Annotated in this window: 19 protein-coding genes and 1 pseudogene; 6 read left to right on the top strand and 14 right to left on the bottom strand. The window is 74.0% G+C overall.

The features are described from left to right. Positions 1-55: 55 nt before the first annotated feature. Together AB0F98_RS24485 and AB0F98_RS24480 are read right to left on the bottom strand one after the other, a co-directional pair. Positions 56-1,768 carry an acetyl-CoA carboxylase carboxyltransferase subunit alpha gene (locus AB0F98_RS24485; protein ID WP_357739339.1) on the bottom strand — a complete coding sequence of 571 codons (1,713 nt, stop codon included), beginning with the start codon at positions 1,766-1,768 and terminating at the stop codon, positions 56-58. Continuing rightward, complete coding sequence (locus AB0F98_RS24480) at positions 1,765-2,106, bottom strand: TcmI family type II polyketide cyclase (protein WP_357739336.1); 342 nt, start codon at positions 2,104-2,106, stop codon at positions 1,765-1,767. The genes AB0F98_RS24485 and AB0F98_RS24480 overlap by 4 nt, the downstream gene beginning before the upstream one ends. A 424-nt stretch (positions 2,107-2,530) precedes the next feature. On the opposite strand from AB0F98_RS24480, the gene AB0F98_RS24475 reads away from it, so the two are divergent. The 4 genes and pseudogenes from AB0F98_RS24475 to AB0F98_RS24460 form a co-directional block, all read left to right on the top strand. Next, positions 2,531-3,379 carry a BTAD domain-containing putative transcriptional regulator gene (locus AB0F98_RS24475; RefSeq protein ID WP_357739333.1) on the top strand — a complete coding sequence of 283 codons (849 nt, stop codon included), beginning with the start codon at positions 2,531-2,533 and terminating at the stop codon, positions 3,377-3,379. Positions 3,380-3,463: 84 nt separating this feature from the next. Next, positions 3,464-3,817: a TcmI family type II polyketide cyclase gene (locus AB0F98_RS24470; RefSeq protein ID WP_357739330.1), complete on the top strand. Its 354-nt coding sequence runs from the start codon at positions 3,464-3,466 to the stop codon at positions 3,815-3,817. An 8-nt stretch (positions 3,818-3,825) separates the two neighbouring features. Further along, a complete protein-coding gene (locus AB0F98_RS24465; protein ID WP_357739327.1) occupies positions 3,826-5,175 on the top strand; it encodes an NAD(P)/FAD-dependent oxidoreductase in 1,350 nt (449 codons plus the stop codon). A 1,217-nt stretch (positions 5,176-6,392) separates the two neighbouring features. Then, positions 6,393-6,638 (top strand): annotated as a pseudogene (locus tag AB0F98_RS24460) (helix-hairpin-helix domain-containing protein); the annotation flags it as partial. Between the two features lie 148 nt (positions 6,639-6,786). Here AB0F98_RS24460 and AB0F98_RS24455 read toward each other — a convergent pair. Then, the gene (locus tag AB0F98_RS24455) at positions 6,787-7,614 is read right to left on the bottom strand and encodes a hypothetical protein (RefSeq protein WP_357739323.1); all 828 of its coding nucleotides are present in this window, start codon (positions 7,612-7,614) and stop codon (positions 6,787-6,789) included. Positions 7,615-7,868: 254 nt separating this feature from the next. Between AB0F98_RS24455 and AB0F98_RS24450 the strand changes: the two genes are divergently transcribed. Then, complete coding sequence (locus tag AB0F98_RS24450; protein ID WP_357739320.1) at positions 7,869-8,075, top strand: hypothetical protein; 207 nt, start codon at positions 7,869-7,871, stop codon at positions 8,073-8,075. 125 nt (positions 8,076-8,200) lie between these two features. Here the strand turns inward: AB0F98_RS24450 and AB0F98_RS24445 are convergent, their stop codons facing one another. The 6 genes from AB0F98_RS24445 to AB0F98_RS24420 form a co-directional block, all read right to left on the bottom strand. After that, a complete protein-coding gene (locus AB0F98_RS24445; protein ID WP_357739316.1) occupies positions 8,201-9,967 on the bottom strand; it encodes a hypothetical protein in 1,767 nt (588 codons plus the stop codon). A gap of 213 nt (positions 9,968-10,180) precedes the next feature. After that, positions 10,181-12,271, bottom strand: a complete 2,091-nt coding sequence (locus AB0F98_RS24440) for an amino acid transporter (RefSeq protein ID WP_357739313.1) — start codon at positions 12,269-12,271, stop codon at positions 10,181-10,183. Between the two features lie 82 nt (positions 12,272-12,353). Then, complete coding sequence (locus tag AB0F98_RS24435) at positions 12,354-12,764, bottom strand: hypothetical protein (protein ID WP_357739310.1); 411 nt, start codon at positions 12,762-12,764, stop codon at positions 12,354-12,356. A 142-nt stretch (positions 12,765-12,906) separates the two neighbouring features. Next, positions 12,907-13,659 carry a phosphotransferase gene (locus AB0F98_RS24430; RefSeq protein ID WP_357739308.1) on the bottom strand — a complete coding sequence of 251 codons (753 nt, stop codon included), beginning with the start codon at positions 13,657-13,659 and terminating at the stop codon, positions 12,907-12,909. A 134-nt stretch (positions 13,660-13,793) separates the two neighbouring features. Then, entirely contained in the window at positions 13,794-14,564 is a 771-nt protein-coding gene (locus AB0F98_RS24425; RefSeq protein WP_357739305.1) for a DUF5995 family protein, read from the bottom strand. Positions 14,565-14,684: 120 nt separating this feature from the next. Next, entirely contained in the window at positions 14,685-17,585 is a 2,901-nt protein-coding gene (locus AB0F98_RS24420; RefSeq protein ID WP_357739302.1) for an AAA family ATPase, read from the bottom strand. Between the two features lie 191 nt (positions 17,586-17,776). Here AB0F98_RS24420 and AB0F98_RS24415 point away from each other — a divergent pair, with 191 nt between their 5' ends. Beyond that, positions 17,777-19,993: an adenylate/guanylate cyclase domain-containing protein gene (locus tag AB0F98_RS24415; protein WP_357739299.1), complete on the top strand. Its 2,217-nt coding sequence runs from the start codon at positions 17,777-17,779 to the stop codon at positions 19,991-19,993. A gap of 64 nt (positions 19,994-20,057) precedes the next feature. On the opposite strand, the gene AB0F98_RS24410 is transcribed toward AB0F98_RS24415, so the two are convergent. The 5 genes from AB0F98_RS24410 to AB0F98_RS24390 all read right to left on the bottom strand — a co-directional run bounded on the left by AB0F98_RS24410 (position 20,058) and on the right by AB0F98_RS24390 (position 24,254). Continuing rightward, positions 20,058-20,729: a dienelactone hydrolase family protein gene (locus AB0F98_RS24410; protein ID WP_357739297.1), complete on the bottom strand. Its 672-nt coding sequence runs from the start codon at positions 20,727-20,729 to the stop codon at positions 20,058-20,060. Positions 20,730-20,779: 50 nt separating this feature from the next. Next, a complete protein-coding gene (paaI, locus tag AB0F98_RS24405; protein WP_357739415.1) occupies positions 20,780-21,190 on the bottom strand; it encodes a hydroxyphenylacetyl-CoA thioesterase PaaI in 411 nt (136 codons plus the stop codon). A gap of 31 nt (positions 21,191-21,221) precedes the next feature. Continuing rightward, complete coding sequence (paaK, locus tag AB0F98_RS24400; protein WP_357739294.1) at positions 21,222-22,529, bottom strand: phenylacetate--CoA ligase PaaK; 1,308 nt, start codon at positions 22,527-22,529, stop codon at positions 21,222-21,224. Positions 22,530-22,744: 215 nt separating this feature from the next. Then, positions 22,745-23,710, bottom strand: a complete 966-nt coding sequence (locus AB0F98_RS24395) for a zinc-binding dehydrogenase (RefSeq protein WP_357739291.1) — start codon at positions 23,708-23,710, stop codon at positions 22,745-22,747. Between the two features lie 94 nt (positions 23,711-23,804). Continuing rightward, positions 23,805-24,254 carry a MarR family transcriptional regulator gene (locus AB0F98_RS24390; RefSeq protein ID WP_357739288.1) on the bottom strand — a complete coding sequence of 150 codons (450 nt, stop codon included), beginning with the start codon at positions 24,252-24,254 and terminating at the stop codon, positions 23,805-23,807. Between the last annotated feature and the right edge of the window lie 48 nt (positions 24,255-24,302).

Genomic DNA, 24,302 nt, shown 5'->3' with positions numbered 1-24,302 from the left:
CCGTCGGCGACGGTCTCGGGATTCGCCGCGGCCTCCGGCCGGGTCGCTCCGGCGGTCACCGGACACCCGGCCGGTTGCCGGCCCGCGCGGCGCCGAAGCGACGGAAGCGCTGGCGACGATTGCGTACGAGGGTGGCGGGCGGCACGTCGAGCAGCGGCAACAGGTTGGCCCGCACCGCCTCGCGCAGCGCCTCGGCCGCGGCGTCCGGATCCTCGTGCGCGGCCGCGGCCGGCTCCGGCACGATCTCGTCCACCACGCCGAGCCGGTGCAGGTCCGGCGCGGTCAGCCGGAGTGCGCGGGCGGCCTGCGGAGCGGCCGAGCGGTCCGGCCAGAGGATCGCGGCGCAGCCCTCCGGACTGATCACCGAGTAGACCGCGTGCTGGAGCATCAACACCCGGTCGGCCACCGCCAGGGCGAGCGCGCCGCCACTGCCTCCCTCACCGGTGATCACCGCGACGACCGGGGTGGGGAGCACGGTGAGCGCGAGGATGTTCTCCGCGATCGCCGCGGCCTGGCCCTGCTCCTCGGCGCCGACACCCGGATCGGCGCCGGGCGTGTCCACCAGGGTGACCACGGGCAGGCCGAGCCGTGCGGCCAGCCGCATCAGCCGCAGCGCCTTACGGTGACCGGCCGGGCTGGCCATGCCGAAGTTGCGGGTGACGAGCTCGGCGGTGCTGTGCCCCTTCTGGTGGCCGATCACCATGAGCGGCCGCCCGTCGAGGCGGGCCAGTCCGCCGACCACGGCCGGGCAGTCGCCACCCAGCCGGTCGCCGTGCAGCTCGACGAAGCCGTCGAAGGCCGACTCCAGGTAGTCCAGTGTGGTCGGCCGGCCCGCGTGCCGGGCCAGGCGTACGGTCGTCCAGGGGTCGGCCACCTCGGCCGGGCCGGCGTCGGCGGCGGCGTGCGGCGGCTGCTGCCGCGGCACTGGCGGGCGGTGCGCCGGGGCACCGGCCCGGCGCGGATGTCCGGCGCGGGCCGCGGCGAGCAGTGCCACCAGCCGCCCCCGCAGGGCCCGGCGGGGCACCACCATGTCGACCTGGCCGTGCCGGAGCAGGAAGTCGGCGGTCTGGAAGCCGTCGGGCAGCGCCCGGCCGGTGACCTGGCGGATCACCCGGGGGCCGGCGAAGCCCATCCGGGCGCCGCTCTCGGCGACGACGACGTCGGTGTTGGTGGCGAACGAGGCCGCCACTCCGCCGTACGTGGGATCGGTGAGCACGCTGACCGTGAGCAGGCCCGCCTCGCGAAGCGCCGCGATGGCCTGGCTGACGGTGGCCATCTGCATCAGCGACAGCGCGCCCTCCTGCATCCGCGCCCCACCGGACGCGGTCACCAGGACCAGTGGCACCCGCTCGTCGAGCGCGCGCTCGGCGGCTCGGGTGATCAGCTCGCCGACGGCGCAGCCGAGGCTGCCGCCGAGGAAGCGGAAGTCCATCACCGCGAGCACGGCCGGGTGACCGCCGAGCGTGGCGGTGCCGCAGAGCACCGCCTCGACGAGGCCGGTGCCGGCCCGGGCCGCGGTGAGCCGATGCGCGTACGGCACCACGTCGACGAAGTCGATCGGGTCCACGTCGGCGGGGCTGTCGGGCAGCGGCCGGAACGAGTTCGGGTCCACCAACTGCCGCAGCCGGTCCGGCGCGCCGAGCCGGGCGTGCACCCCGCACTCCGGACAGACGTCCAGGTTGCGACGCAGCCGCTTGCGGTAGAGCAGGGTGGCGCAGCCGGCGCAGCGCGACCAGAGCTGCTCCTCGCGCGGCGCGGTGGCGGTCACGGCTGCCGCCCGACCGGTGCGGCGGCGTCGAACCGGTAGAAGCAGTGCGCCATCGCGTCGCGGGGCGAACGCCAGGTCGGCGAGTACGGCGTGATGTACGGCCGTAGTCGGGCGCTGACCCGGTCGAACTCCGGGTGGCCCCGGGCGGCCTGCACCGCGGTGTCGCCGGGCAGCTCGGTCTCGAGCAGGTGCACGTACAGGTCGTGCAACCGGTACAGCGACCGGTGCCGTACCCCGGCCAGGTGCGGCAGCTCCGTGGCGTCTGAGTCGGCGAATATCTGGGCGACCCGCGCCTCCGCGGTCGGGACCACCTTCGCGACGATCAGCGATCGATCCATGGACGGGCCTCCCATCACGGCGTCCGCCGGGTGTGCACGGCGATGCCGGTCGAGCCGGACGACTGCCGCCACGATGCGTCGGGACTCGTCACGAGGGCGTCACCGCGACGCGCTCCACAGCAGCCCCATCTGGTGACGCTGCGTTGACGCAAGCTGTGCAGAACCTATGCGCCGCCCATCCCGAACCTTCCTCGCTAGCAGATATTCGCAGTTCAGAGCTAGTCTCGCGGTTGTTAGGCGACGATCTGCACCGACATCATCGTGTTGACCCAGAGTGACGGTTATTGATAATCTTCGTCACGGTCAGCCCGGCGGCCCGGCGCGACGCCGCGGCCTTGGCAGAGCGAAGACAGCGGTGTCACGGGCAGCCGCGCCGGGGGACACAGCAGACAGCCGGAACGCTCGTCCCGCAGGGGGTGCCGCCGTGGCCGCTGATCCGTCCATGCCGTTGACCGGGGTTCGTCCCGGCGCCGACATCTCGCTGCACCTGCTCGGCGGCTTTCAACTGCTGCACGGGGACACGCCGGTGGTGGTGCCCCGCGGCCTGCAACGGGTCATCGCACTGATCGGGCTGCGCCCCGGCGCGACCCGCTGCCAGCTGGCCGGCCTGCTCTGGCCCGACGCCGCCGAGGAACGAGCGCTGTCATCGCTGCGCACCGCGCTGTGGCGGCTGCGACAGGACCCCTACTGTCCCCTCACGGTCAGCGCGGACACCGTACGGCTGGCCCCGTCCGTCCGACTCGACGTCGACGAACTGGTCGGCACCGCCAACCGGGTACGTGACGACGACGATCCCCGGATCGCGAGCGGGGCGCTCACGGCCGGCCGGCACGACCTGCTCCCCGGCTGGTACGACGACTGGGTACTGCTGGAGCGCGAGCGACTGCGGCAGCTCCGCCTGCACATGCTGGAACAGGTGGCGGGCCAGCACCTGGCGGCGGGCCGGCACGGCGAAGCTCTGGACGCGGCGTTGGAGGCGATGGCCGCCGAGCCGCTGCGCGAGACACCGCACCGGCTCGTGGTGCGCATCCATCTCGCCGAGGGCAACGCCTTCGAGGCGGTGCACGCCTTCTACGTGTACCGGGACCTGCTCCGGCGCGAGCTGCGGCTGGAGCCCTCGGCGGCGATGTGCGCGCTGCTCGACGACACGCTCGCGCCGATCCGCCGCGCTACCCGCGAGGGCGGTGCCGCACCGCGCCGCGCCCCCGGCCACCCGGGCCGCGCGCCGGGCGGACCGGCCCGTCCGGCGTCACCGACGCGGCGCAACGCGTGACGGACAGGTGACAGGCCGGGCGGCACCGTGGGCGGCACGACAGTCCCGAGGCCTCCGACGGGGGCCACCTGCGGAAGGGGTCCGATGAGCCGTCTACTGATCGTGAGCAGGATAGCCCCCGGCGCGGAGGGCCGCGTGGCGCAGATCTTCACCGAGTCCGACGCCACCGAGCTACCCGGCCTCACCGGCGTCACGCACCGGTCGCTGTACTGCCTGCACGACGTCTTCGTGCACCTGATGGAGACCGCCGACGTCGCCCCGGAGGCGTTGAGCGAGGCGCGTAACCATCCGCTCTACCGGCAGGTCAACGAGCGGCTCTCGGCGCACACCTCGCCGTACCTGCCCACCTGGCGTTCCCCCCGGGACGCGATCGCCGGCTGCTTCTACCGGTGGGACGCCGCCACCGCGGCCGCGCCCGCGCCGCGTGCGGCCGGCTGAGGGCAGCCATGTCCGCCTCAGCGCCGCACGTGCTCGTCATCGGCGCGGGCACCGGCGGCCTGTGCCTGGCGCACGGGCTGCGTCGCGCCGGGATCAGCGTCGCCGTGTACGAGCGGTACCGCACCCGGGGCGAGGGGTTGCTCGGCTACCGGGTCGGCATCGGCCCGACCGGCAGCCGAGCCCTGCGCGAGTGCCTGTCGCCGGAGCTGTTCGACATCTACCTGGCCACCTGCGCCCGCTCGCCGCGCTGGTTCAACGTCATCACCCAGCGGATGCGACGGACGGCCTCGTTCGAGCTGCGCCCGGACACCCATCCGGTCGACACCGAACGGTCGGTGTCCCGGATGACGTTGCGCCAGGTCCTGCTCACCGGCATGGAGGACGTCGTCCACTTCGACAAGACCTTCACCCACTACGAGCAGCGTGACGACGGTGCGGTCACCGCCCACTTCGCCGACGCGAGCAGCGCGAGCGGGGACCTGCTCGTCGCCGCGGACGGCACCCACTCCGCGGTACGCCGGCAGTACCTGCCGCACGCGGTGACCCGGGACGCCGGAACGATCAACATCGCGACCCGGATCCCGCTCACCGCGCACACCCGCTCGCTCCTGCCGGAGCGGCTCCAACGCGGCATCTCGCTGATCTTCGGCACCGGCGGGATGATGGGTGTGCTGCACGTGATGGATTTCAAGTGGGACGCCGAGGGCCGCCTGAAGCCCGGGGTGAGCGAGGCCGACGCGGCTCTGCTGTCCCGATGGCCCGGCCGGGCGCACGACCCCACCCGCGACAACATCAACCTGGTCGTCTGGAGCACCGCCCGCAGGTTCCCGCACGACGTGATGCAACGCCGCGGCGAGGAACTCGTGCAGGTCGCGCTCGACCTCACCGGGAACTGGCACCCGAACCTGCGTGAGCTTCTGATGCGCGGCGACCCGGCCAGCGCGCTACCGATCCGGGTCACCACCTCCGAGCCGGTGCCGCCGTGGAAGAGCAGCACGGTGACGCTGCTCGGCGACGCCATCCACACCATGACCCCGGGCCGCGGGGTGGGCGCGAACACCGCGCTGCGCGACGCCGTCCTGCTCTGCCGGCAGCTGCGCCTCGCGGCGGCCGGCGAGAAGACCCTGCTACAGGCGGTCGCGGACTACGAGACGGAGATGCTGCCGTACGGGTTCGCCCGGGTCGCCGACTCACTCAACCGCAGCGGCACCAGTGGGGACGATCGGATGTACAAGCCCGTCGTCGGCCGGCTCGCGCTGCTCGGCGCGCGGGGCTACTTCGGCGTCACCAGCCGGGTGCCCAGGCTACGACGCAACTTCGTGGACGACTTCTACACCTACCGGGGCGAGGAGGACTGAATCCACTGCCTGAACGACCCCGGCGCCGCGACGCGCCGGGGTCGTCGCCGTCCGATCCGGCACCGTGAGTCACGTCCCACGCACCCCTGGTGCCGGACGGCTGCGCCGTTACGGTACGACCCCGAGCCTCCCGAGCGCCCCGGCCGCGCGTATGCGAAGCTGCGGCGGGTTTTCCCACGTTACTTATCGACGAGGTGAGAGGGAGGTCTGCCGTGGCATGGTCCTTCGGGCACTCGCTGACAGTGATACTGGCCCTGCTGCTCGGCGTGGCAGGCGGATGGATCCTGCGCGGCCGGCGCGACGCACAAGAGTCCGGACGGCCCACCGTGGACGGTGGGACGGCCGTGCTCGCCACCCCGGCGCCGGCCGCGGTCACCGACCCCGGACCGGCGGCGGCGACGATCGACCCGGCGCCGAGCGAAGCCGCCGACCAGGCGATCACCGACCCGCTCACGCAGCCGAACGACACCGCGGTGCCGAACGACGCGGCGCTCGCGGCGACGACCGACGCCGTGCCGGCGTCCGACGTCGACCCGGCTGACATGGCGCTGACCGACGGTCCGGTGCCCGTCGTGGCACCGCGTTCCGCGCCCGAGGCCGAGCGGCTCGAGGCCGCCGGAGCGGACGACTCCCCCGAACCGGCGGAGGTCACCGCCGAGTCCGAGCCGGCGACGGGTTCGGCCCTCGGCGACGAATCGGTCCGCGCCACGACGCCCCGGACCGAGACGGGCTTCAGCGCGTCCTTCGCGGCCGAGCCGTTCGGTGTTCTCGTGTCCGCGACCGGCTCCGAGGAGGACACGCGGGCGCACGTCGAGCCGGGTCCCGAGGCCTCTACCGATGTCAGGCCGGCCGCGGACACGCGGGCCGAGGCCGGGCCGGACGTGAAGGCCACCGACGCCGCGACCACCGCCCCGAACCCCGCAGCCGGACCGCCGGCCGAACCGGTCGCCGCCATGCCGGGCGAGGCCATGCCGGGCGAGGCCACGAGTGTCGCCCCGAACCTCGCAGCCGGACCGCCGGCCGCGCCGATCGAGGCCGCGCCGATCGAGGCCGCGCCGGCGGACGGGCCGATGATGGACGCCCCGGTCGCCGGGGCCACGCCGTCCACCCAAGAGGCCAAGGACGACGAGCGAGCCGAGGCGCCGTCCGCGGCGACCCGGCGGTCCGCGGTCGCCACCCCGCCGGTCCGTCCGGTGGCCGCGACCTCGGTCGAGGTGGACGACTTCCGCCGGATCCAGGGCATCGGTCCGAAGATGGCCGCCGCGCTTCAGGCTGCCGGTGTCCGGACCTACCAGCAGCTGGCCGAGCTCGACGAGACCACGCTGCGCGACCTCATCCGGGCCGCCGGCCTGCGGGCCGCGCCCGGCCTGGCCACCTGGCCGCAGCAGGCGAGGGTGCTCGCCTCCGCACCGGACGAGGCGGCGACCGCACTGCCCGTGCAGAACGGCACGAGCGAGGCCTGACACCGGCCGCAGGGCCCGTGCCGCCGAGCGGATCGTCTCGCCGGCACGGGCCCGGGATCCGGGCACGGTTTGCCGCCCGCCGCCACGCCGATGGCCGTGACCGCCACGGCCGACACCAGCCGACCGCCCGGCCCGCCCCCTCGGCGCGTCACACCAGCGCGTCGTCGTACGCCCGCACGCGCAGGCGCTGCCCGGCGCCTGCGGCGAGGCGCACCTGGAGCCCGAGCGGCGCCGCCGCCCGGCGAACCGTGTCCACGTGCAGCGAACCGTGCCGGTCCACGATGAGCACCGGAGGCTCCTCGCGCTCCCCCTCCGGCTGGTGGAACGAGAGCAGCGTGACCGAGGTGGGCAGGTAGGCGGCGTACGCGGCGCGGGCGGCCGCCTCGTCACGGTGCGCGAGCAGGACGAGGTCGGGAAGGTGGGCGAAGTCGGCGGCGAGGCGGTCGACCCTCCAGTGCGCGGGCTCCTCGTCGACCCCCGTCAGGTGGCGGGAACGGTTCGCCGAGGTGATCGCGAGGTGGTCCACCCCCGCCTCGGACGCCGCCTGCTCGATGAAGGCGTTCGACGGGCAGAGCACCCCGGGTGCGATCACCTGCGTGGTGCGTACCCCACGGTCGTGCTGCGTGAGATGGTCCGGCAGCCGGTCGACGGCCGGGCCCCGGAACCCGAACGGGCCCGCGCCGTAGAGGATCTCCATCAGTGCGCGTACCCGCCGCTCCGGCAACCGGGGTGAGATCCGGGACCAGTTGAACATGGACGGTATCCGGTGCGCGGCCACCGTGATGCTGCCGACCTGATCCGCCGACCGCCCCTTGGCCAGGTTGAGCCGGCGTACACACTCCGCCTCCGGCCGGGCGACGAGCGCGTAGAAGTTCGCGAAGGCCACCGCGACGACCGCGCCGTCGGCGAGTGCACGGGCCGCGAACGCCACGTCGGTGGGGCTGTCGATGTACCGGGTCGGGGTCCGGGTGTCCATGGCTCCTCCTCGGCGAGCGCCGTGAGGCCAGTTCTACGTGCGCCTAGGTGGGTGGCGCGGAGATCGGTCCTCGATCCGATAGTGACCACGACCGAACCGGTGCGGCCGGCCGATGCCACCTCGTACCACCGGCCCACCCACGGCCAGCCGGACGGCCCGGGAGGTGCCGCCGATCGGTGGCACCGTTAGCCGATCTGCGTGGCTGGGTACAACCGCTGCACCTCACACACCACAACCCCCTCAGGAGGCACGCCATGCGTGGCACCTCGATACTCGGAGTCCTGGTCGTGATCTGGCTGATCATCGGCGCGATCGCCGCCGGCCAGCGTGGCTACTACGGCGGCGACGACACCAACTGCGCGGAGGCGGGCACCATCCTGGTCACGATCGTGGCTGGCCCGCTGAACTACATCGGCGCCAACCCCAAGGTCGACTGCGCTCTGCCGGAGCCGTCCAAGTAGGACACCGATGCGCGCCGAGTTCGCAACTGACCCCCTGTGCACGGCCGGGCGCACCCGGTGCGCCCGTGGCGGTCATCGAGACCGTCGCGAGCGTCCGGGTGCGCCCTGTCGTACGCCGATCGCCGTCAGCGGAAGCAGTTGGTCACCGGGGTGGTGCTACCCACACAGTTGGTCTGCTCATTGCCGGTGATGACGCTCTCGTCGTCGATGCGGACCTGCGCCCGCTCGATGAAGAGACCGCCCGGCTGCCCGGTCGCGTTGTTGCCGAAGACCTCGCTGGTGTAGATGGACACCTGACCGGCGGTCCCGTAGATTCCCCCGCCCTTCGAGGTGACACCGGCCGCCTCGTTGTTGGCGACGTCGCTGCCACGCACGAGCAGGTTCGACTTCTCGGCGTAGATGCCACCGCCGTGGCCGTGGCTCGTGTTGCCCGCCACCACGCTGTCGTCCAGCGGGAGCAGGCCCTGGGTCGTCGAGATGCCGCCACCCTTGACGGTGGAGATGTTGTCCCGGATCGTCATCCCCCGCAGCACGATCACCGCGTCGGAGTTGGCGATGCCGCCGCCGATCTTGGCCGTGTTGCCGAGCACCTCGGTGTCGAGGACCTTGGTACGGGCCGAGAAGCTGGCGATGCCGCCACCCTGCACCGCGCTGTTCTGAGCGAACGTGGTGCCCTCCACGTCCGCCGCGCCGCGGTAGTTGCCCAGGCCGCCGCCGTACGCGTTGGCGCTGTTGCGGCGGAACTCCGAGTCGCGCAGCGTCAGCACGCCACCGTTGAGCAGGCCCCCGCCCTTGCCCTCGGCCCCGGCCGCGCTGTTGCCGACGAACCGGATGTCGGAGGCAACGAGGTTGCCGTCGTTGAAGATGCCGCCGCCGCCGCCGTCCTTGGAGAGCGAGGTGTTGCTGGTGAAGGTGACGCGCTCGACGACGGCGGTCGCGCCGTGCACGATGTGGATGGCGCCGCCCTCGATCTTGGAGCGCCCGTTGCGCAGCTCGACATCGCGCAGGAACAGCTCACCGCCGTCACGGACCGTGAAGAAGCGGAACTCCTCGGCCTGCTTGTCACGCTCGATGATCGCTCCGGCCCCGTCGATGATGATCGGCTGGTAGATCACCGGCAGGCCCGCCTTGTCGTCCGCCAGGTTGCGCGGGGGCGCCTCCGCGTCGCCGGGAGTCTCGGCCCCAGCACCCGGCGTCTCGGCCGCACCGGGCGTCTCGGCCCCAGCACCCGGCGTCTCAGCCGCAGCACCGGGCGTCTCGGCCCCACCTCCCGGCGTCTCGGCCGCAGCAGCCGGGCTCTCCACCGCGGCGGCCGGGCTCGCAGCCACGGCAGCTGGGCTCTCGGCCACAGCGCTCGAGGTCTCAGCCGCAGCGGCCGGGCTTACAGCCATCGCGCCCGGGGATGTAACCACAGCGGCCGGACTCTCAGCCACGGCAGCCGGACTTTCAGCCACAGCACCCGGGGTTGCGGCCGCGCCGCCCGCGTTCTCGGCCGCGTCGGCCGCCTCCCGCGCGTCTCGGATTCCGCCGTCGTAGTCGTCGGGCTGCGCGAACGCCTGGGTCAACGTGTACCTGCACTTCGGCGCGAGCCGCAGCGACCCGCCACCCTCCGCGTTGGCCTTCACGAGCGCCGCCACGAGCTTCTCCGCGTCGCAGGGCACCTGCACCACCGGATGACGTCCCGTCCCGGGGCCATCGGCAATCCGGCCGTCCGGCCGACCGACGCGGTCACTCGTCGCGTCGATGATGGGCCGGTCTGGTTCACCGGCCGCCGCCGCGACGCCACTGACCCCCACCGCGCCCACGACCAGGCTGCCCGCGAGCAGCCCTCCCGTCATCAACCAACGGGGCCGGCTGGGTACCACCCGCCGGCTCCCTCCGTACGTCGACATCTCTTCCGCCCTCCTGGCTGTCTGACCTAGCCGCGCCGAAACGGGCGCGGGGTGAGCGACGTGCCGTCAACCACCGAAACCCACGATACGAGCGCAATACGGACGGCTTGGTGTGAACGTGAATAGTCGTTGCCATTCATGTTTTGGATCGCATCTGAACCAGGAAGGGGACATACAGCCCGGACACTGGGACGGCGGGCGGTGTGCCGGCGCTCAGCCGCCGACGTGAATGCCGGGACGCCGGGCGGGATCCGGCTCGCTGCGCCGAATGATCTCCCGGACCACCGGCGGGGTGTCGCCGCGTCCGAGGATCAGGTAGCGCAACAGGTGCCCGATGGGACTCCCCTCCGACCACTCGAAGTGGGCGTGTGGCCGGACGCCGGTGACGTCCCGCAGCGCCAGCAGGATCGCGGCGATCGCGTTCGGGGCCGCCGGGCTGCTGGCCCGCAGCACCCGGAACCCCCCGACCTCCACTCCGTGCACCCGCAGCACGTGGCTGAACTCCGAGGGGTCGATGACGTCGATCTCGAGGAAGAGCACGTCGGCCGCGCCGGGCACCGGGTTCATCGCCCGCTGGGCCCGCTCCTTCAGGGTGTACTCCTTCAGCGCACCGGCCTTGCGCTTGTTGGCGATCAGATGCAGCCGCCCGTCGTGCGCCACCGACTGGGCGATGAACCTGCGGGCCGCGTCGTCGAACTCGATGCGCTCGGCCCGCAGCTCGGTCGTCCGCGTCACCCGGGAGATGAGGGACACCACGATGATGGCGAGGATGAACAGGCTGGAGATGGCGATGCCGTCCGGATGCTCGACGATGTTGTCGCCCAGGGCGTACAGCAGCACCAGGGTGAGCACCGTGAAACCGGCGGCGGCGACGCGCTGACGCCGGCGGAGCACGGCGATGGTCACCGCCGTCGCGCCGGAGACCATCATGGCCAGGATCCCGGTGGCGTACGCACCGGCCTGGGCGTCGACGTCCGCCCGGAAGGCGAGCGTGATCGCGACGCTGACCAGCGTGTAGACCACCACGACCGGGCGCACCGCCCGCGCCCACTCCGGCGCCATGCCGTACGACGGCAGGTAGCGCGGCACGATGTTGATCAGGCCGGCCATCGCCGAGGCGCCGGCGAACCAGAGGATGAGCACGCTGCTGATGTCGTACACCGTGCCGAAGACCTCGCCGAGGTGGGCGTGGGCGAGGAAGGCCAGCGCCCGGCCGTTCGCCGGACCGTCCGCCCGGAACGCCTCCGGCGGGATGAGCACCGTGGTGACGAACGTGGTCAGCAGCAGGTAGACCGACATGATCGACGCGGCGGCGGTGAGCAGCCGTTTCGTGTTGCGGATCCGCGCGGCCAGCCGGGCCTCGCGGTCCGCGCCCCGGCCGGACACCAGCGGCATCATGCTCACGCCGGTCTCGAAGCCCGACAGCCCCAGCACCAGCAGGGGAAAGGCGAGCACGGTGGTCAACACCATGTCGCCCGGCCCGCCGACACCCGAGGTCAGCGCGTCGCCCCAGTCCGCCAGGACGCCCGGGTCGCCGACGATCCGGGCCATCGAGTCCGCCACGATCACCGCGTTGAGCACCAGGAAGACGGCGACCAGCGGGATGGCCACCGCCACCGCCTCCCGGAACCCGAGCAGGAACACCCCGCCGAGGACGAGCAGCAGCACCACGGTGACCGCGACGGCGACCCCGGTGCCGTGGAAACCGTCCGGCAGGTACGGGTTCTCCAGCAGGTGCACTGTCGCGTCGGCCGCGGAGAGCGTGATCGTGATGATCCACGAGGTCGCCACGAAACCGAGCAGGACCAGCACGAAGATCTTGCCGCGCCAGAACGGCAGCAACCGCTCGAGCATCGCCACCGAGCCCTGCCCGTGCGGGCTCTCCCGGGCCACCCGCCGATACATCGGCAGCATCCCGAACAGGGTCAGCGCGACGATCAGCAGTGTCGCGAGCGGCGAGAGCGCCCCCGCCGCGACCGCCGCGATGGCCGGCAGGTAGGACAACGTGGAGAAGTAGTCCACCCCGGTCAGGCACATCACCTGCCACCAGGGATGCGTACGGGCCTGCCCCTCCACCGCCTCCGGACCGACCGGCTGCACCCGGTGCCGGAACAGCCACCCGTGCAGACGGCCGGGCGGCGGCGCGGGGCGCGACGGGCTGGGCACCCGCTCCGGGACGGTCACCCGGCGGCCGCTGGGCTCCGGGCGGTTCGGATCGCGGGCGGCCCGCAACTCCGGCCCGGGCCCGGTCGACTGTCGGCGCCCGTGCGCCCGTCGCGGTCTCCCCCCGTGCTCCTCAGCCATGTGCCCCGTCCCGCAACTCGCCGCTCCTGACCCGACCGTAGGGGCTACGCCGGCTCCCGCCCGGCGGAAACGGGGAAGCGGCTCAGCGGCTCACACCCTCCAGCAGGCCGGCCAGGGCGTCCGGGTCGGCGACGGTGATCGTCACCGCCGGGTGACGCAGCCACCGCCCGGGTGCCAGCGCCGGGACGGGGGTACGGAAGCGGACGCAGAGCCCCGCCGCCGTGCTGCTGCCGAAAGTGACCCCGCGGTCGGCCAGCGACAGGTGCGCGCCGATCGCCCGCCACCAGCGGTACGGCCCGCTACGCTCCACCCCGGTCACGTTCTCCCGCGCGGTGGTCAACCGCCAGGGCCCGAAGCGGACGACCAGCCGCCCGTCGTCCACCTCCGCCCAGGCGGTCCCCGGCCGGACGCCGACCAGCGCCAGCATCGGACGGAACGCGGGGTCGAAGCGGAACGGGAAGCGTCGGCTCATCGCGTACCGCCGTTGGGACACGGGGTGGGGCCACCTGGGCGCGGCGGCCCGGGGCGCGCGGGGCGGGGCCTGGCGGTCGGCCGGCGCCGGATCGGCGGATTCATAGGGCCGGCGTACCCGGTGCCGGGCGGCCGACACCCCGAACACCGGAGGCCGGGCAGGCTCAGTCCAGCAGCGCCCGTTCCCAGAGCGGTACGTGGGCGGCCAGGTACCGGGTGGTCTCCTGCCAGTACGCCCCGTCCTCGGTCCAGATCCGGGCCCACGGCTGGCGTCCGTCGCGGGCGCCCCGCCGCAGCAGCTCGACCATCGCCGCGGCCCGCCGCGGCAGCATCGCCGCCAGGGCGGGTCGTTCGGCCTCCGGCAGTCCGTACCCGTCGACCAGAATGCGCAGCCGGCGGGCCGACTCGCCCGCCGGCCGGTCCGCCCGCATGCCGGCCATGCTCTGCGCCGCGTACGCCAGCTCCCAGAGCCGGGATCCCGGGCCCGCCCCGTCCCAGTCGATCAGCACCCAACCCCGCGCGGAGCGGACCAGGTTCCACGGCGCGGCGTCGTGGTGGCAGACCAGTTCCTCGCGGTCCGGCGCGATGGCGGGCTGCCAGCGCGCGCCGGGCGGCGGCACGAAGGTTGCGGTGGCCCGGTGCAGATCGCCCAGGAGGGCGCCGACGCCGGCGAGCTCCCCGAGCGGGTAGGTGCCGTCCACCGGGCCGCACTCGCCCGGGACGTATTCCAGCACCTGCCGGCCCTGTTCGTCGCGGCCGAGCGGGCGCGGCGCACCCGGGAAGCCGACCTCGTGCAGATGTCGCAGCAGCGCGTCCACCGCGTCGGTCCACGGACCGGCCGGGCGGCGGACGGTGTCGCCGACGCGTACCAGCCCTCGGGTGACGTTTCCGGTCAGCGGCTGCTCGTAGCTGGTCACGGGAGCATCCTGCCGACCGGGCGGCCGCAGGGCGCCGCCGGTCCCCCCGAACCGGCGGCGCTTCCCCCGCGCCTTCCGATGGCACGCCCCCGCGTTCCGCCCCCCGGACGGAACGCGGGGACCCCCCGTCCCGGCTACTGCAGGAACGCCCCCAGGGGCGAGAGCAGCAGCCGACCGAGCGCCGCGGCCGTCGAATCCAGCCGGCTGCGCTCACACTCATGGGCGGCCGGGTCGTGCCGGCACTGCCAGATCTTCTGCGCATTGCGCCAGGCGACGTCGCGGGTGTACTCGACCAGCTCCCCCTGGTACCAGTCGTCGATGTCGCCGTTGAGCATGTCGATGAGCAACTGCCACCGCTCCAGGTAGCCCCGGCGCAGCTGCGGGATCTTCTCCGCGAAGATGTTGTTGATCTCGAGGTAGTCGCGGTGCTGGTCACTGCCGTCCACCGGCTCGGACTCGAGGTGGTCGAACGTCGTGACCAGGGCGAACGGCAGGTCGAAGTTGATGTGGGCGTTCACCCCGGCGGCCGCCGAGGGCAACGGACGGGCGTCCGGCCCGTGCATGCGCTCGAAGAGGCAGGCCCAGGCCTTCGGCGTGCCCGCGCTGGAGTCGGTCCAGAGCCGCATCGCGTCGAAGTAGCGGGCCGCGAACTCCACGTCGAGCCGGGACAGGAAGACCGGATCCACGAACCGGTCGTCGTAGAGCCCGTCGAGCACGGTGGTGGTGATGGTCAGGTAGAGCTTGTTGAAGTCCGCCAGCGGGCAGCTGTCCAGCAGCGGAGGCATCCGGACCAGCAGGTCCTGGAGTTTCGTGAGGTGGTCGACCACCGCCGGCACGTCGGCCGGGTGGTCGGCGAGCAGGTCGACGATGTCCCGGTGCACGGGCCCCCAGACCGGTTCCGACATCTCTCCTCCACAGTGGTGCACGACACCTGCTCGCCGACCGCGACAGGGCACAGCCTTTCAGCCGGCGCTGTCCGCCGGATCAGTAGAACGACGTATAAGGCGCGGTCCGCGCCGGGCGGGTCAGCCGCGCCCGTTACGTAGGTAGATCGCGCTGGCCTGGACCCGGGTGCGGACCTGGAGCTTGTCGAAGATGTGCGACACGTGCACCCCGATGGTCCGCTCGCTGATGAACAGCCGCTGGCCGATCTCCTTGTTCGTCAGTCCCTCGGCCACCGCGGCGAGCACCTCGCGCTCCCGCGCGGTGAGCGTCGCCAGGTCGTCGCCGCCCGCCGCGTCCGTCGCCGCGTCCCGCCCCGCGGCCGGCTCCCGCTCGTCCAGGGTCACCCGGGCACGGGTCGCCAGCGTCCTGATCTCCGAGGTCATCGGCACCGCGCCGAGGCCCTGGGCCGTCCGGTACGCCTCGCGCAGCAGCTTGCCGGCGGTCGCCACCCGGCTGCGCCGGGCCAGCAGGGCCTCCGCCTGCCGCAGCCGCGAGTACGCCGCCGGGTAGGGGTGGTTGCGCCGATCCCATTCGGCCACCGACCGGGCCCACAACTCCGGGTCGTTGCCGTCGAGCCGGCTCACCTCCGCGTCGCAGAGCGCCAGGAACCCGTCGACCACGTCACGCACCGGCCGGGCGGCCTTCTCACTCTTACCGGCGACCCGGTCGGCCACGTCGCGCAGCCGCCGTACCGCCGTCCGGTCCACCGGGACGGTGCGGCTGGCGTGCGCCTCGGCCTCGGCGCGCAGCCCGTGCCAGACCAGCGCGGCGAGGATCGCCACGTCGTCGGAGCGGCTCTCGGTCAACCCGCGCTGCACCGCCTGCCGGGCGAGATCGTGCCGCCCCTGCCACATGGCGAGCCCGGCCCGCAGGGTCAACAGCGGGATCACGTGCCGGGCACCACCGCCGGCGAGCACCGTGGCCACGGCGTCGAGGTCCCGGTCGGCGGCCTCGATGTCGCCGTAGCCGACCGAGAGCCGGCAACGGGCCAGCAGCAGCTCGACGGCGTCGGCGCCGGACGGGCGGTGCCGCAGCGCCGCCGCGACGACCTTCTCCGCCTCCGCCCACTGCCCAACCCGGAACAGCCCGTTCGTGGCGATGGCGAGCAGCCGGGTCTCGTAGGTGCGGCCGAGGCCCAGCTCGGCGACCCGCTCGGCACCCCGGCGCGCCACCACCACCCCCTCCTCGAGGATGTTCAGCGGGCCGGTGAGCAACTCGGCCAGGTGCAGGTACGCGCAGGCCACGTCGTCCGGGCGGCCCGCCTGCTCGGCGATCTCCAACGCCCGCCGCACCACCGCTAGGCCGGCGTCCGGGTCCTCCAGGTACGCCTCGCTGAAGCCCAACGCGGCGCTCGCGAGCACCACCTCGGACGTGGCGCCGTCCACCACCGCGGTCAGCTCCAGCGCCTCCCGGGCCCGCCGCCCCGCGTCGGCGTACCGGCCCAGGTGCAGCAGCAACTCGGCCAGGTGGGCGGCGGCGGTGGCCCGTTCCCGGGGCGTGCAGTCGTGGGCCTCCAACGCCCGCCGGTACTCCGCCTCGGCGAGTGCGGACCGCCCGGCGGCGGCGAGGTAGCGGGCCCGGCGGATGTGCAGCGCGCAGCTGGACATGGCGCCCGCGCCGGCCAACTCCTCCAGCAGGGCCAGCGCCCGGGCGTGCTCGCCACAGTGGTGGGCCGCCTCGGCGGCGTGTCCCAGCAGGTCGGCCCGGTCCACCGTACGCGTGCCGACGGCCGGGGCGTCGGCCAGTTGCAGCGCGGCCGACCAGTGCCGATGCGCCTCCGCGTAGCCGTGCAGACGTTCCGCCTCGCGGGCGGCGGCGACCGCCGCCGGCAGCGCGCGGGCGGGCTCGCCGGCCAGCCGCCAGTGGTGCGCCAGCCGGGCCTGGTGCAGCTCGGCCTCCGCCGAGGTCAGCGCCTCGGCGTAGCGGCGGTGCAGCGCGGAACGCTCCGCCGGCAGCAGCTCGTCCTCCAGCACCTCGGCCACCAGCCGGTGCCGTAGCCGGTAGCCGTCGTCCGCGCTGACGAGCAGCCGGTGCGCGACGGTCGCCCGGACGGCCTCGATGAGTTCCTGCTCCGGCAGCGGTACCACCCGTGCCAGCAGCCAGTGCTGCACCGGCTCCACGCCGGCGGCGACGGCGTGCACCACGGCGTGCGCGGGCTGGGGCAGCGCGTCGACGCGGGCCAGGAAGATCTCCCGCAAGGTGTCGGAGAGACCGTCGCGGCCGTCGCGCAGGTCCCGGGCCAGCTCCTCGATGACGAACGGGTTGCCACCGCTGCGCTGCCACACCTGATCGGCCGACTCGGCGCCGAGCGGGCCACCGACCACCGCGGCGGCGAGCTGCTCGGTTGCGCCCCGGTCGAGCGGGGCGAGGTCCAGTACCCGGACCGAGCGCAGCCGGCGCAGCTCGGTGAGGACCCGGCGCAGCGGGTGCGCGCCCTGCAACGACTCGGCCCGGATGGCCGCGAGCACCGACAGCTGGAGGTCGCCGAGACCGGCGAGCAGGTAGAGCAGAAGCTGCCGAGTGCTGCGGTCGACCCACTGCAAGTCGTCCAGCACCAGCACCAGCGGCCGGCCCTCCGCGATCAGGTGCAGCCCGCGGGAGACCCGCTCCAGCAGCGCGCCCGCGCCGTCGGGCCCGGCGGTCTCCTCGGCGAACATCCGCAGCAGCGCCCGGACGGCCATGGAGGTACGGGTGTGCGAGGTGGACAGTTCGGCGTCGAATCGGCGCAGCGCCTGCAGCAGCGGGTGCAGCGGTGAGGCGTCGCCGATGTCCAGGCACGACCCGGTGAGCACCAGGGCGCCGGCGTCGCGCAGCCGCGCACCGACCTCGCGCAGCAGCCGCGTCTTGCCCACACCACTTTCACCGGTGAGGAAGACGGCCGCGGTGTGCCCCTGCGCCACGTCGTCGAGCAGGGCCGACCGGACCGACTTCAGCAGGTCGGCCCGGCCGATGAGCGGTGCAGTGTCCACATCGCTGGCCATGGCAGGCAGCCTAGTCACAGGCCCCCGCACCGTTCTACGGCCGTTTGCCCCATGTGGTACTCCTCGCGTCGGCAATGCGACCGAAGGTTGCGGCGGTCGACATACGTCGTCCTACCGATCCCCCGTCGGCCGCGGAGTGCGAGTCTCCTGAGGTCGCGCGCCGTCAACCGGGGAAAGGCAGGTGGAAGGCCATGTCGACGTTCGCCGCCGCCGCGTCGCGGGTCCCGTCGCCGCGCTGGCCGGTGCCGGAGGAGAGACGGACGGTGACCGTGCTGTTCGTCGACATCGTCGGCTCGACCGCGCTGGTGGACCGGCTGGACCCGGAGGACGTACGGGCGGTGCAGCGGGCGTACTTCGACACCGTGGCGGGGGTGTTGCGCCGCTGGAACGGGGTGGTGGAGAAGTACGTCGGCGACGCGGTCATGGCGTTGTTCGGCGCCCGCGAGTCGGACGGGTTCGACGCGTACCGGGCCGTCCGGGCGGGACTGGAGATCCAGCGGGCGCTGGACCGAAGGCCACTGCCCGGCGCCGTCGTGCTGCAGGTGCGGGTCGGAGTGGCCACGGGCGAGGCCGTGGTGGAACTGCCCGCCGTCCGCGACGGAGGGCACGGCGTGGCCAGCGGCGCGGTCATCACCACCGCGGCGCGGTTGCAGGCGTACGCGCCGCCGGGCGCGGTCGTCTGCTGCCCGGCGACCCAGCGGGCCACGGCCGGGCTGGTGAGGCAGCGGCAGCTCACCCCGGTCACGGTGCCCGGCCGGACGCCCGCCTTGGGAATCTGGCAGGTGGTGGCGCCGACCGGGCAGCCTGCCCCGCGACACGACGGACCGCTCGTGGGCCGGCGGCGGGAACTGGCCACCGCCCGGGACCGCATCATTCGCGCGATACGCGAGGGCAACCCGCAGTGGGTGTCGGTGACCGGCCCGTCCGGCAGCGGCCGCAGCCGGCTGCTGCACGAGCTGACCCGGGCGGTCGACGTGGTCGACGGGGCGCCGGTGCGTTGGTGTGTGGCATCCTGCCCGCCGCATCCGCACGAGTCGTTGGCCCCCGTGGCCAATCTGCTGCGCGACCTGTTCGCTCTGGGCCCGGCGGACCCGTCGTCGGCGGTCCGCGAGCGGTTGGCCGGCGCGCTGACCGGGTTGCTTCCGCCCAACCGGCTGGCGACGGCGGTGCCCGCGCTGGGACGGCTGCTCGCGGCGCCGGATGCCACCGCTGCCGCGGCCGCGGCCTGGTTCCACGAGGTGCTGCTGCGCCTGGCCGCCCGGGGACCGCTCGTGGTGGGGATCGACGACCTGGACCGGGCGGTCCCGGCGGTCGACCGGTTCCTGCACGCCCTGTTCACCGCGGCCGCCGCCCGGGCGCTGCCACTGGCCGTGGTGACGCTGCACGGCACGGACCGGGCCGAAGGTCTGCCCGTGGCGGCGGGCCGGCGCTGCCGCGTACCGCTGCGCCCACTCGCCCCGGTTCAGACCGGCCGGCTGCTCCGGCAGCTGCTGGTCCGCTCCGGCCAGCCGGTGAACCGGGTGGGTCGGCTGCTCCCGCTGGTCGGTGACACGCCCGGACACGCGGCCGCGTACGTCCGCTCGCTCGCCGACGGCGAGGACCCGGCGGCGCCGCCGTTGCCGGAGGCGCTGGTTCGCGCGGTCGGGGCCGAGGTCGACCGGCTGGACGGCACGCAGCGGGCGGCGCTGATGGCCGGGGCCAGCCTGCCCGACGGGTTCACCGCCGACGCCGTGGAGCGGTTGCTCGGCTGGTCGCCGGGGCAGGCCCGGCCCGCCCTGGCCGCGCTGCTGGCCGCCGACCTCCTGATCGCCCTCACCAAGGGCCGGTACACGCTGGCCACACCGGCGCTGCGCCGGGTGGCCGCCGGTCGGTTGCCGCGCCGGCTCCGCGTCGTCTTCGCCTCGCGCGCCGCGCAACGGTTGGGATCGGAGGGGCCGGTTCCTGTCGTCCGCGACGCCGGTCCCGCCGGGTCGGCACCGCGCTGGGCCGCCGCCCGGTCCGCGGCGCAGTCCGCACGCCCCGGCCGGGACGGCCACCCGTCGACGGCGACCTTCCCGGTCAACCCGGCGTCGGCACCCCGATCGGACGGCACGGCCCGACGACGGGACTTCCGGCCAGCCAGGGAAGATCATCCGGAGCGGCCGGTCGGCGATCGGTTGTCCCCGGTCGGACGTCCGGGCAGCACCGACCTGCCCGCCTCGCGCCCACCGGCGCCCACGCCGCGAGAGGTCCGGCCCGGCCGCTGGCCGGATCGAGCGGACCCACCGACACCCACGCCGCGAGAGGTCCGGACGGGCCGCTGGCCGGATCAGGCGGATCCGGCGGCGCAGGAGCCGCACGTCCACTCCGGCGCGGCCGCCACGTCCGGAGACTCCCCGCCCGTCACGGCCGGGACCGCCGCCGCCTGAGCCGCCGGCAGTCGGTGCCGCTGAGGCGGTAATCCGTCGACCGAACCGCCCGCCCCGGGCCGGCTCAGGCCGGCGCGGACGGAAGGCCGGCCGGATCGGGTGCCGGCTGCGAGGATCGGTGGCCGGCGAGGAAGGCCAGGACCCGGTGCCAGGTGGCCTCGGTGGCGGCCGCGTCGTGGTCGGGCACGTCCGGATCGGTGAAGAGGTGTCCGACGCCCGGGTAGCGGAACACCTCGAGCTGCGCCCCGGCGGCGGTCATCGCCGCGCGCCACTCGTCGACCTCCTCGGGTGGCTCGTACCTGTCCGGGTCGGCGAGGTGCAGCTGCACCCGCAGGCCCGGCCGGACCGCGGCCGGCGAGCCGCCGGTGCCGTGCAGGAGCAGCAGCCCGGCCGTGGCCGGACGCTCCGCGAGCAGGGCCCCGGCCACCCCGGCGCCCATCGAGAAGCCGGCCAGCACCGTGTCCGGCGGCAGGTGCGCGACGGCCTCGGCAGCTCGGCCGAGCACCACGTCGTGGCCGATCTCCGCCAGCAGGGCGAAGCCCTCCTCGACGTCGTCCGCGGCCGGTACGCCGTAGAGGTCGGGTGTGACCACCTGGTGCCCGGCGGCGCGCAGGCGTTCGGCCGCCGCCAGGACCGCCGGGCGCAGTCCGTGGACGGAGTGGAAGAGCACGACATGTCCCATCGGGTCATCCTGCCGTGTCCCGAGGGCCGTTCCGGGCAGCCCGCGCCGGAGCACGGCACCGTGCCGGGCAGGACCGACGGCGGCGCCGGCCCGCCACCGGCGGGTCAGCGACCGGGTGTCGCGCCGTCGGCGGCGGGCGCGGGCCGGTCGACGAGGGTGCGGCTGCGCCCGCGGAACTCGGCGATCACCGCGCCGTCGTCCCGGGTGACGGTGACGTCGTAGATGCCGCTGCGGCCGTAGCGGGTGCGCTCGGTGGCGTACGCGGTCAGCAGGTCGCCCACCCGTGCCGGCCGGACGAAGGTGATCTCCCCACCGGCCGCCACGGTGGCCGGACCCCAGCTGTTGCAGGCCAACGCGAAGGCGGTGTCGGCCAGCAGGAAGACGAAACCGCCGTGGGCGATGGCGTGCCCGTTGATCATCGCCTCGGTCACCCGCATCCGGGCCACCGCCGCCCCGTCGGCGGCCTCTACCAGCTCTACGCCGAGCCCACGGGAGGCCGGATCGGCGTCGAACATGTCGTACGCCGCGTTGCGCTCGTTTCCCACGTCAGCCCGCCCGCCGCTGGTCGACGATGCGCCGCATCTTCCCCATGGAACGCTCCACCCCGTCCGGTGCGATCACCTCGACCGCCACGCTCACCCCGATGGTGTTCTTCACCAGGTCCGCCAGGGCGGCGCCGGCCCGCTCGGCGGCGTCGCCGGCCACCCCGGCCCGGCGCTCCACCTTCACGGTCAGCGTGTCCATCCGCCCCTGCCGGGCGAGTACGCACTGGAAGTGCGGGGACAGCTCGCGCGTACGGAGGATCAGCTCCTCGACCTGGGTCGGGAAGATGTTCACTCCACGCACGATCATCATGTCGTCGGTGCGTCCGGTGATCTTCTCGATCCGGCGCATCGGCCGGGCGGTGCCCGGCAGCAGCCGGGTCAGGTCACGGGTGCGGTACCGGACGACCGGCATCGCCTCCTTGGTCAACGAGGTGAGCACGAGTTCGCCCCGCTCGCCGTCGGGCAGCACCTCGCCGGTCACCGGGTCGATGATCTCGGGGTAGAAGTGGTCCTCCCACAGGTGCAGCCCGTCCTTGGTCTCGACGCACTCGTTGGCCACGCCGGGGCCCATCACCTCGGAGAGCCCGTAGATGTCCACGGCGTGCAGGTCGAGCAGGTGCTCCATCTCCCGGCGCATGTCCTCGGTCCACGGCTCCGCGCCGAAGATGCCGACCTGCAACGAGGTGGCGCGTGGGTCGATCCCCTGTCGACGCATCTCGTCGAGGATGGCCAGCATGTAGCTGGGCGTGACCATGATGATCTCCGGCTGGAAGTCGCGGATCAGCATCACCTGACGCTCGGTCATCCCACCGGAGACCGGGATGACGGTGCAGCCCAGTTCCTCGGCCCCGTAGTGCGCGCCCAGGCCGCCGGTGAACAGGCCGTAGCCGTAGGCGACGTGCACCCGGTCGCCCGGCCGGCCGCCGGAGGCGCGGATCGACCGCGCCATGAGCCGGGCCCAGGTCGTCAGGTCGTCGCGGGTGTAGCCGACCACGGTCGGCCGGCCGGTCGTGCCGGACGAGGCGTGCAGCCGGGCGATCCGCTCGCGGGGCACAGCGAACATGCCGAACGGGTAGTTGTCCCGCAGCTCGGCCTTGCCGGTGAACGGGAACCGGGCCAGGTCGGCCAGGTCACGGCAGTCGTCGGGATGCACATCGGCGGCCTCGAAGGCCCGCCGGTAGTGCGGCACGTTGTCGTACGCGTGCCGTAGCGACCAGCGCAGCCGTTCGAGCTGCAACGCCCGCAGTTCGTCCACACCGGCGCGTTCGATCGGCTCCAGGTCCTGGGGGCGAGGGGTGCGGTCCTGCATCGGTTCCTCCTGCGCGACGTCGGTGGCGCGACCGGCGTCCGCGGCACCGTCCGCGCCGGCACCGGCCCTCCCGGGCGTTCGCGCCGGCGGCCGGATGCATCCCGCGCCCGCCGATGGCGGAAACCGTACGCCGACTCCGGCCGTGCACCGTCGTCGGGTGCCCGGGCGTCGGGAGGCCCTCGGTGGCCGGCCGTCGCCGAGCCGCCCGGTCCCGGTCAGACGGTCAGCAGGGTCTTGCCGAGAGCCGACCGGTCCTCGATCGCCCGGTGCGCGTCCGCCGCCTGGTGCAGCGGAAAAGTCTGGCCGATCAGTGGCCGGAGCCGACCCGCCGCGGCGGCGTCGAGCGCGGCCCGCAGGTACCGACGTCGCCGCTCGGGGCTGAACTGCACGTCCGCGATGCTCAGGACGTTGATGCGCCGGCCGCGGGCCGTGCCGGCGTCGGGCACCGCGAACGCGCCCGCCGGGGTGCCGTGTGCGGAGAACCAGCCGCCGTCACGCAGCAGGTCGAGCGCGGCCCGCCCGTATCCGCCGCCGGCACCGTCGAGGACCACGTCCAGGCCGCCGGTCGCCGCCCGGACGAGGCCGGTCCAGCCCGGATCGGCGTAGTCCACCGCGAGGTCCGCTCCGAGTCGGTACGCGGCCGCACGCTTGGCCGCGCCCCGGGCGGCCGCGACGACGTACCCGCCGGCCGCACGTGCCTGTTGCACCAGCAGGGCGCCGAGCCCACCGGCGGCGGCCGTGATCAGCACCCGGTCGTCGGCGCGTACCGGCATCAGGTCGAGCAGCCCCATCGCGGTCACTCCGTCGTGCAGCAGGGCGGCGGCGTCGGGCAGGGAGACCTCGTCCGGAACCGGCAGCACACCGTCGACGGGCACCGCGGCCCGTTCCAGGTAGCCGCCGCGTTCGTCGGTGCGGGTGACGACCCGCCGGCCGATCCAGGTGGGGTCGACGCCCTCACCCACCGCGCCCACGATCCCGGCGACGCCCACACCCGGCCGGTACGGCGGTACGACCGGGAAGTGGTCGCCGCCCGCACCGCGGCGGATGGCCGTCTCCACCCAGAGCACGTCGGCGACGGACACCTCGACCAGCACCTCACCGGGGCGGGGCACCGGCTCCGGCGCCTCGGTCAACGTCAACACCTCCGGGCCGCCGAACGCGGCCACCTCGATCACCCGCATGCCGCCCTCTCCCAACGCTCGTCGTACGACCAGCCTGGGCGGTGAAGTGGGGTTGAGGTCAAGCGGTCACCGGCGGCGGATCTCGCCGGACGGGTCAGCGGGGCGCCGGGAGGCGGTGCAGGGCATCGACCAGGGGGGCGAGTTCCGGGATCTGCTCGGCCTCGGCCAGTGCGCTCGCGAGCACCCGGTCGTGGGTCGGACGGGCCCGGGCGAGCAGCTCGGAGCCCGCCGGGGTGAGCTCGGTGTAGATGCCGCGCCGGTCGTCCGGGCAGAGCCAGCGGGTCAGCAGGCCGCGTTCCTCCAAGCGGGTGACCAGCCGGGTGGTGGCGCTGCCGGAGAGCGCGGCGGCACGTGCCAGCTGGCGCATCCGCATGTGCCAGCCGTCCTGCCGGGAGAGGGCGTCGAGCACGGTGTACTCGACCACCGAGAGCTCGTGGTCGGCCTGCAACGCCCGTTCCAGGGCGGTCTCGATGTGTCCGTGCAGAGCGGCGAGAACGCGCCAACCCTGTGCGCGGATCTCGACCGCGTCGTCGCCGATGCCCATGCCGCTTCCCTTCGGTGGTGCCGGCCACCGGAAGGCTAGCACGCTTGC

Source organism: Micromonospora sp. NPDC023737 (genome assembly GCF_040639715.1).
Classification (GTDB): domain Bacteria; phylum Actinomycetota; class Actinomycetes; order Mycobacteriales; family Micromonosporaceae; genus Micromonospora.
This window is presented reverse-complemented; position numbering and strand designations above follow the sequence as displayed.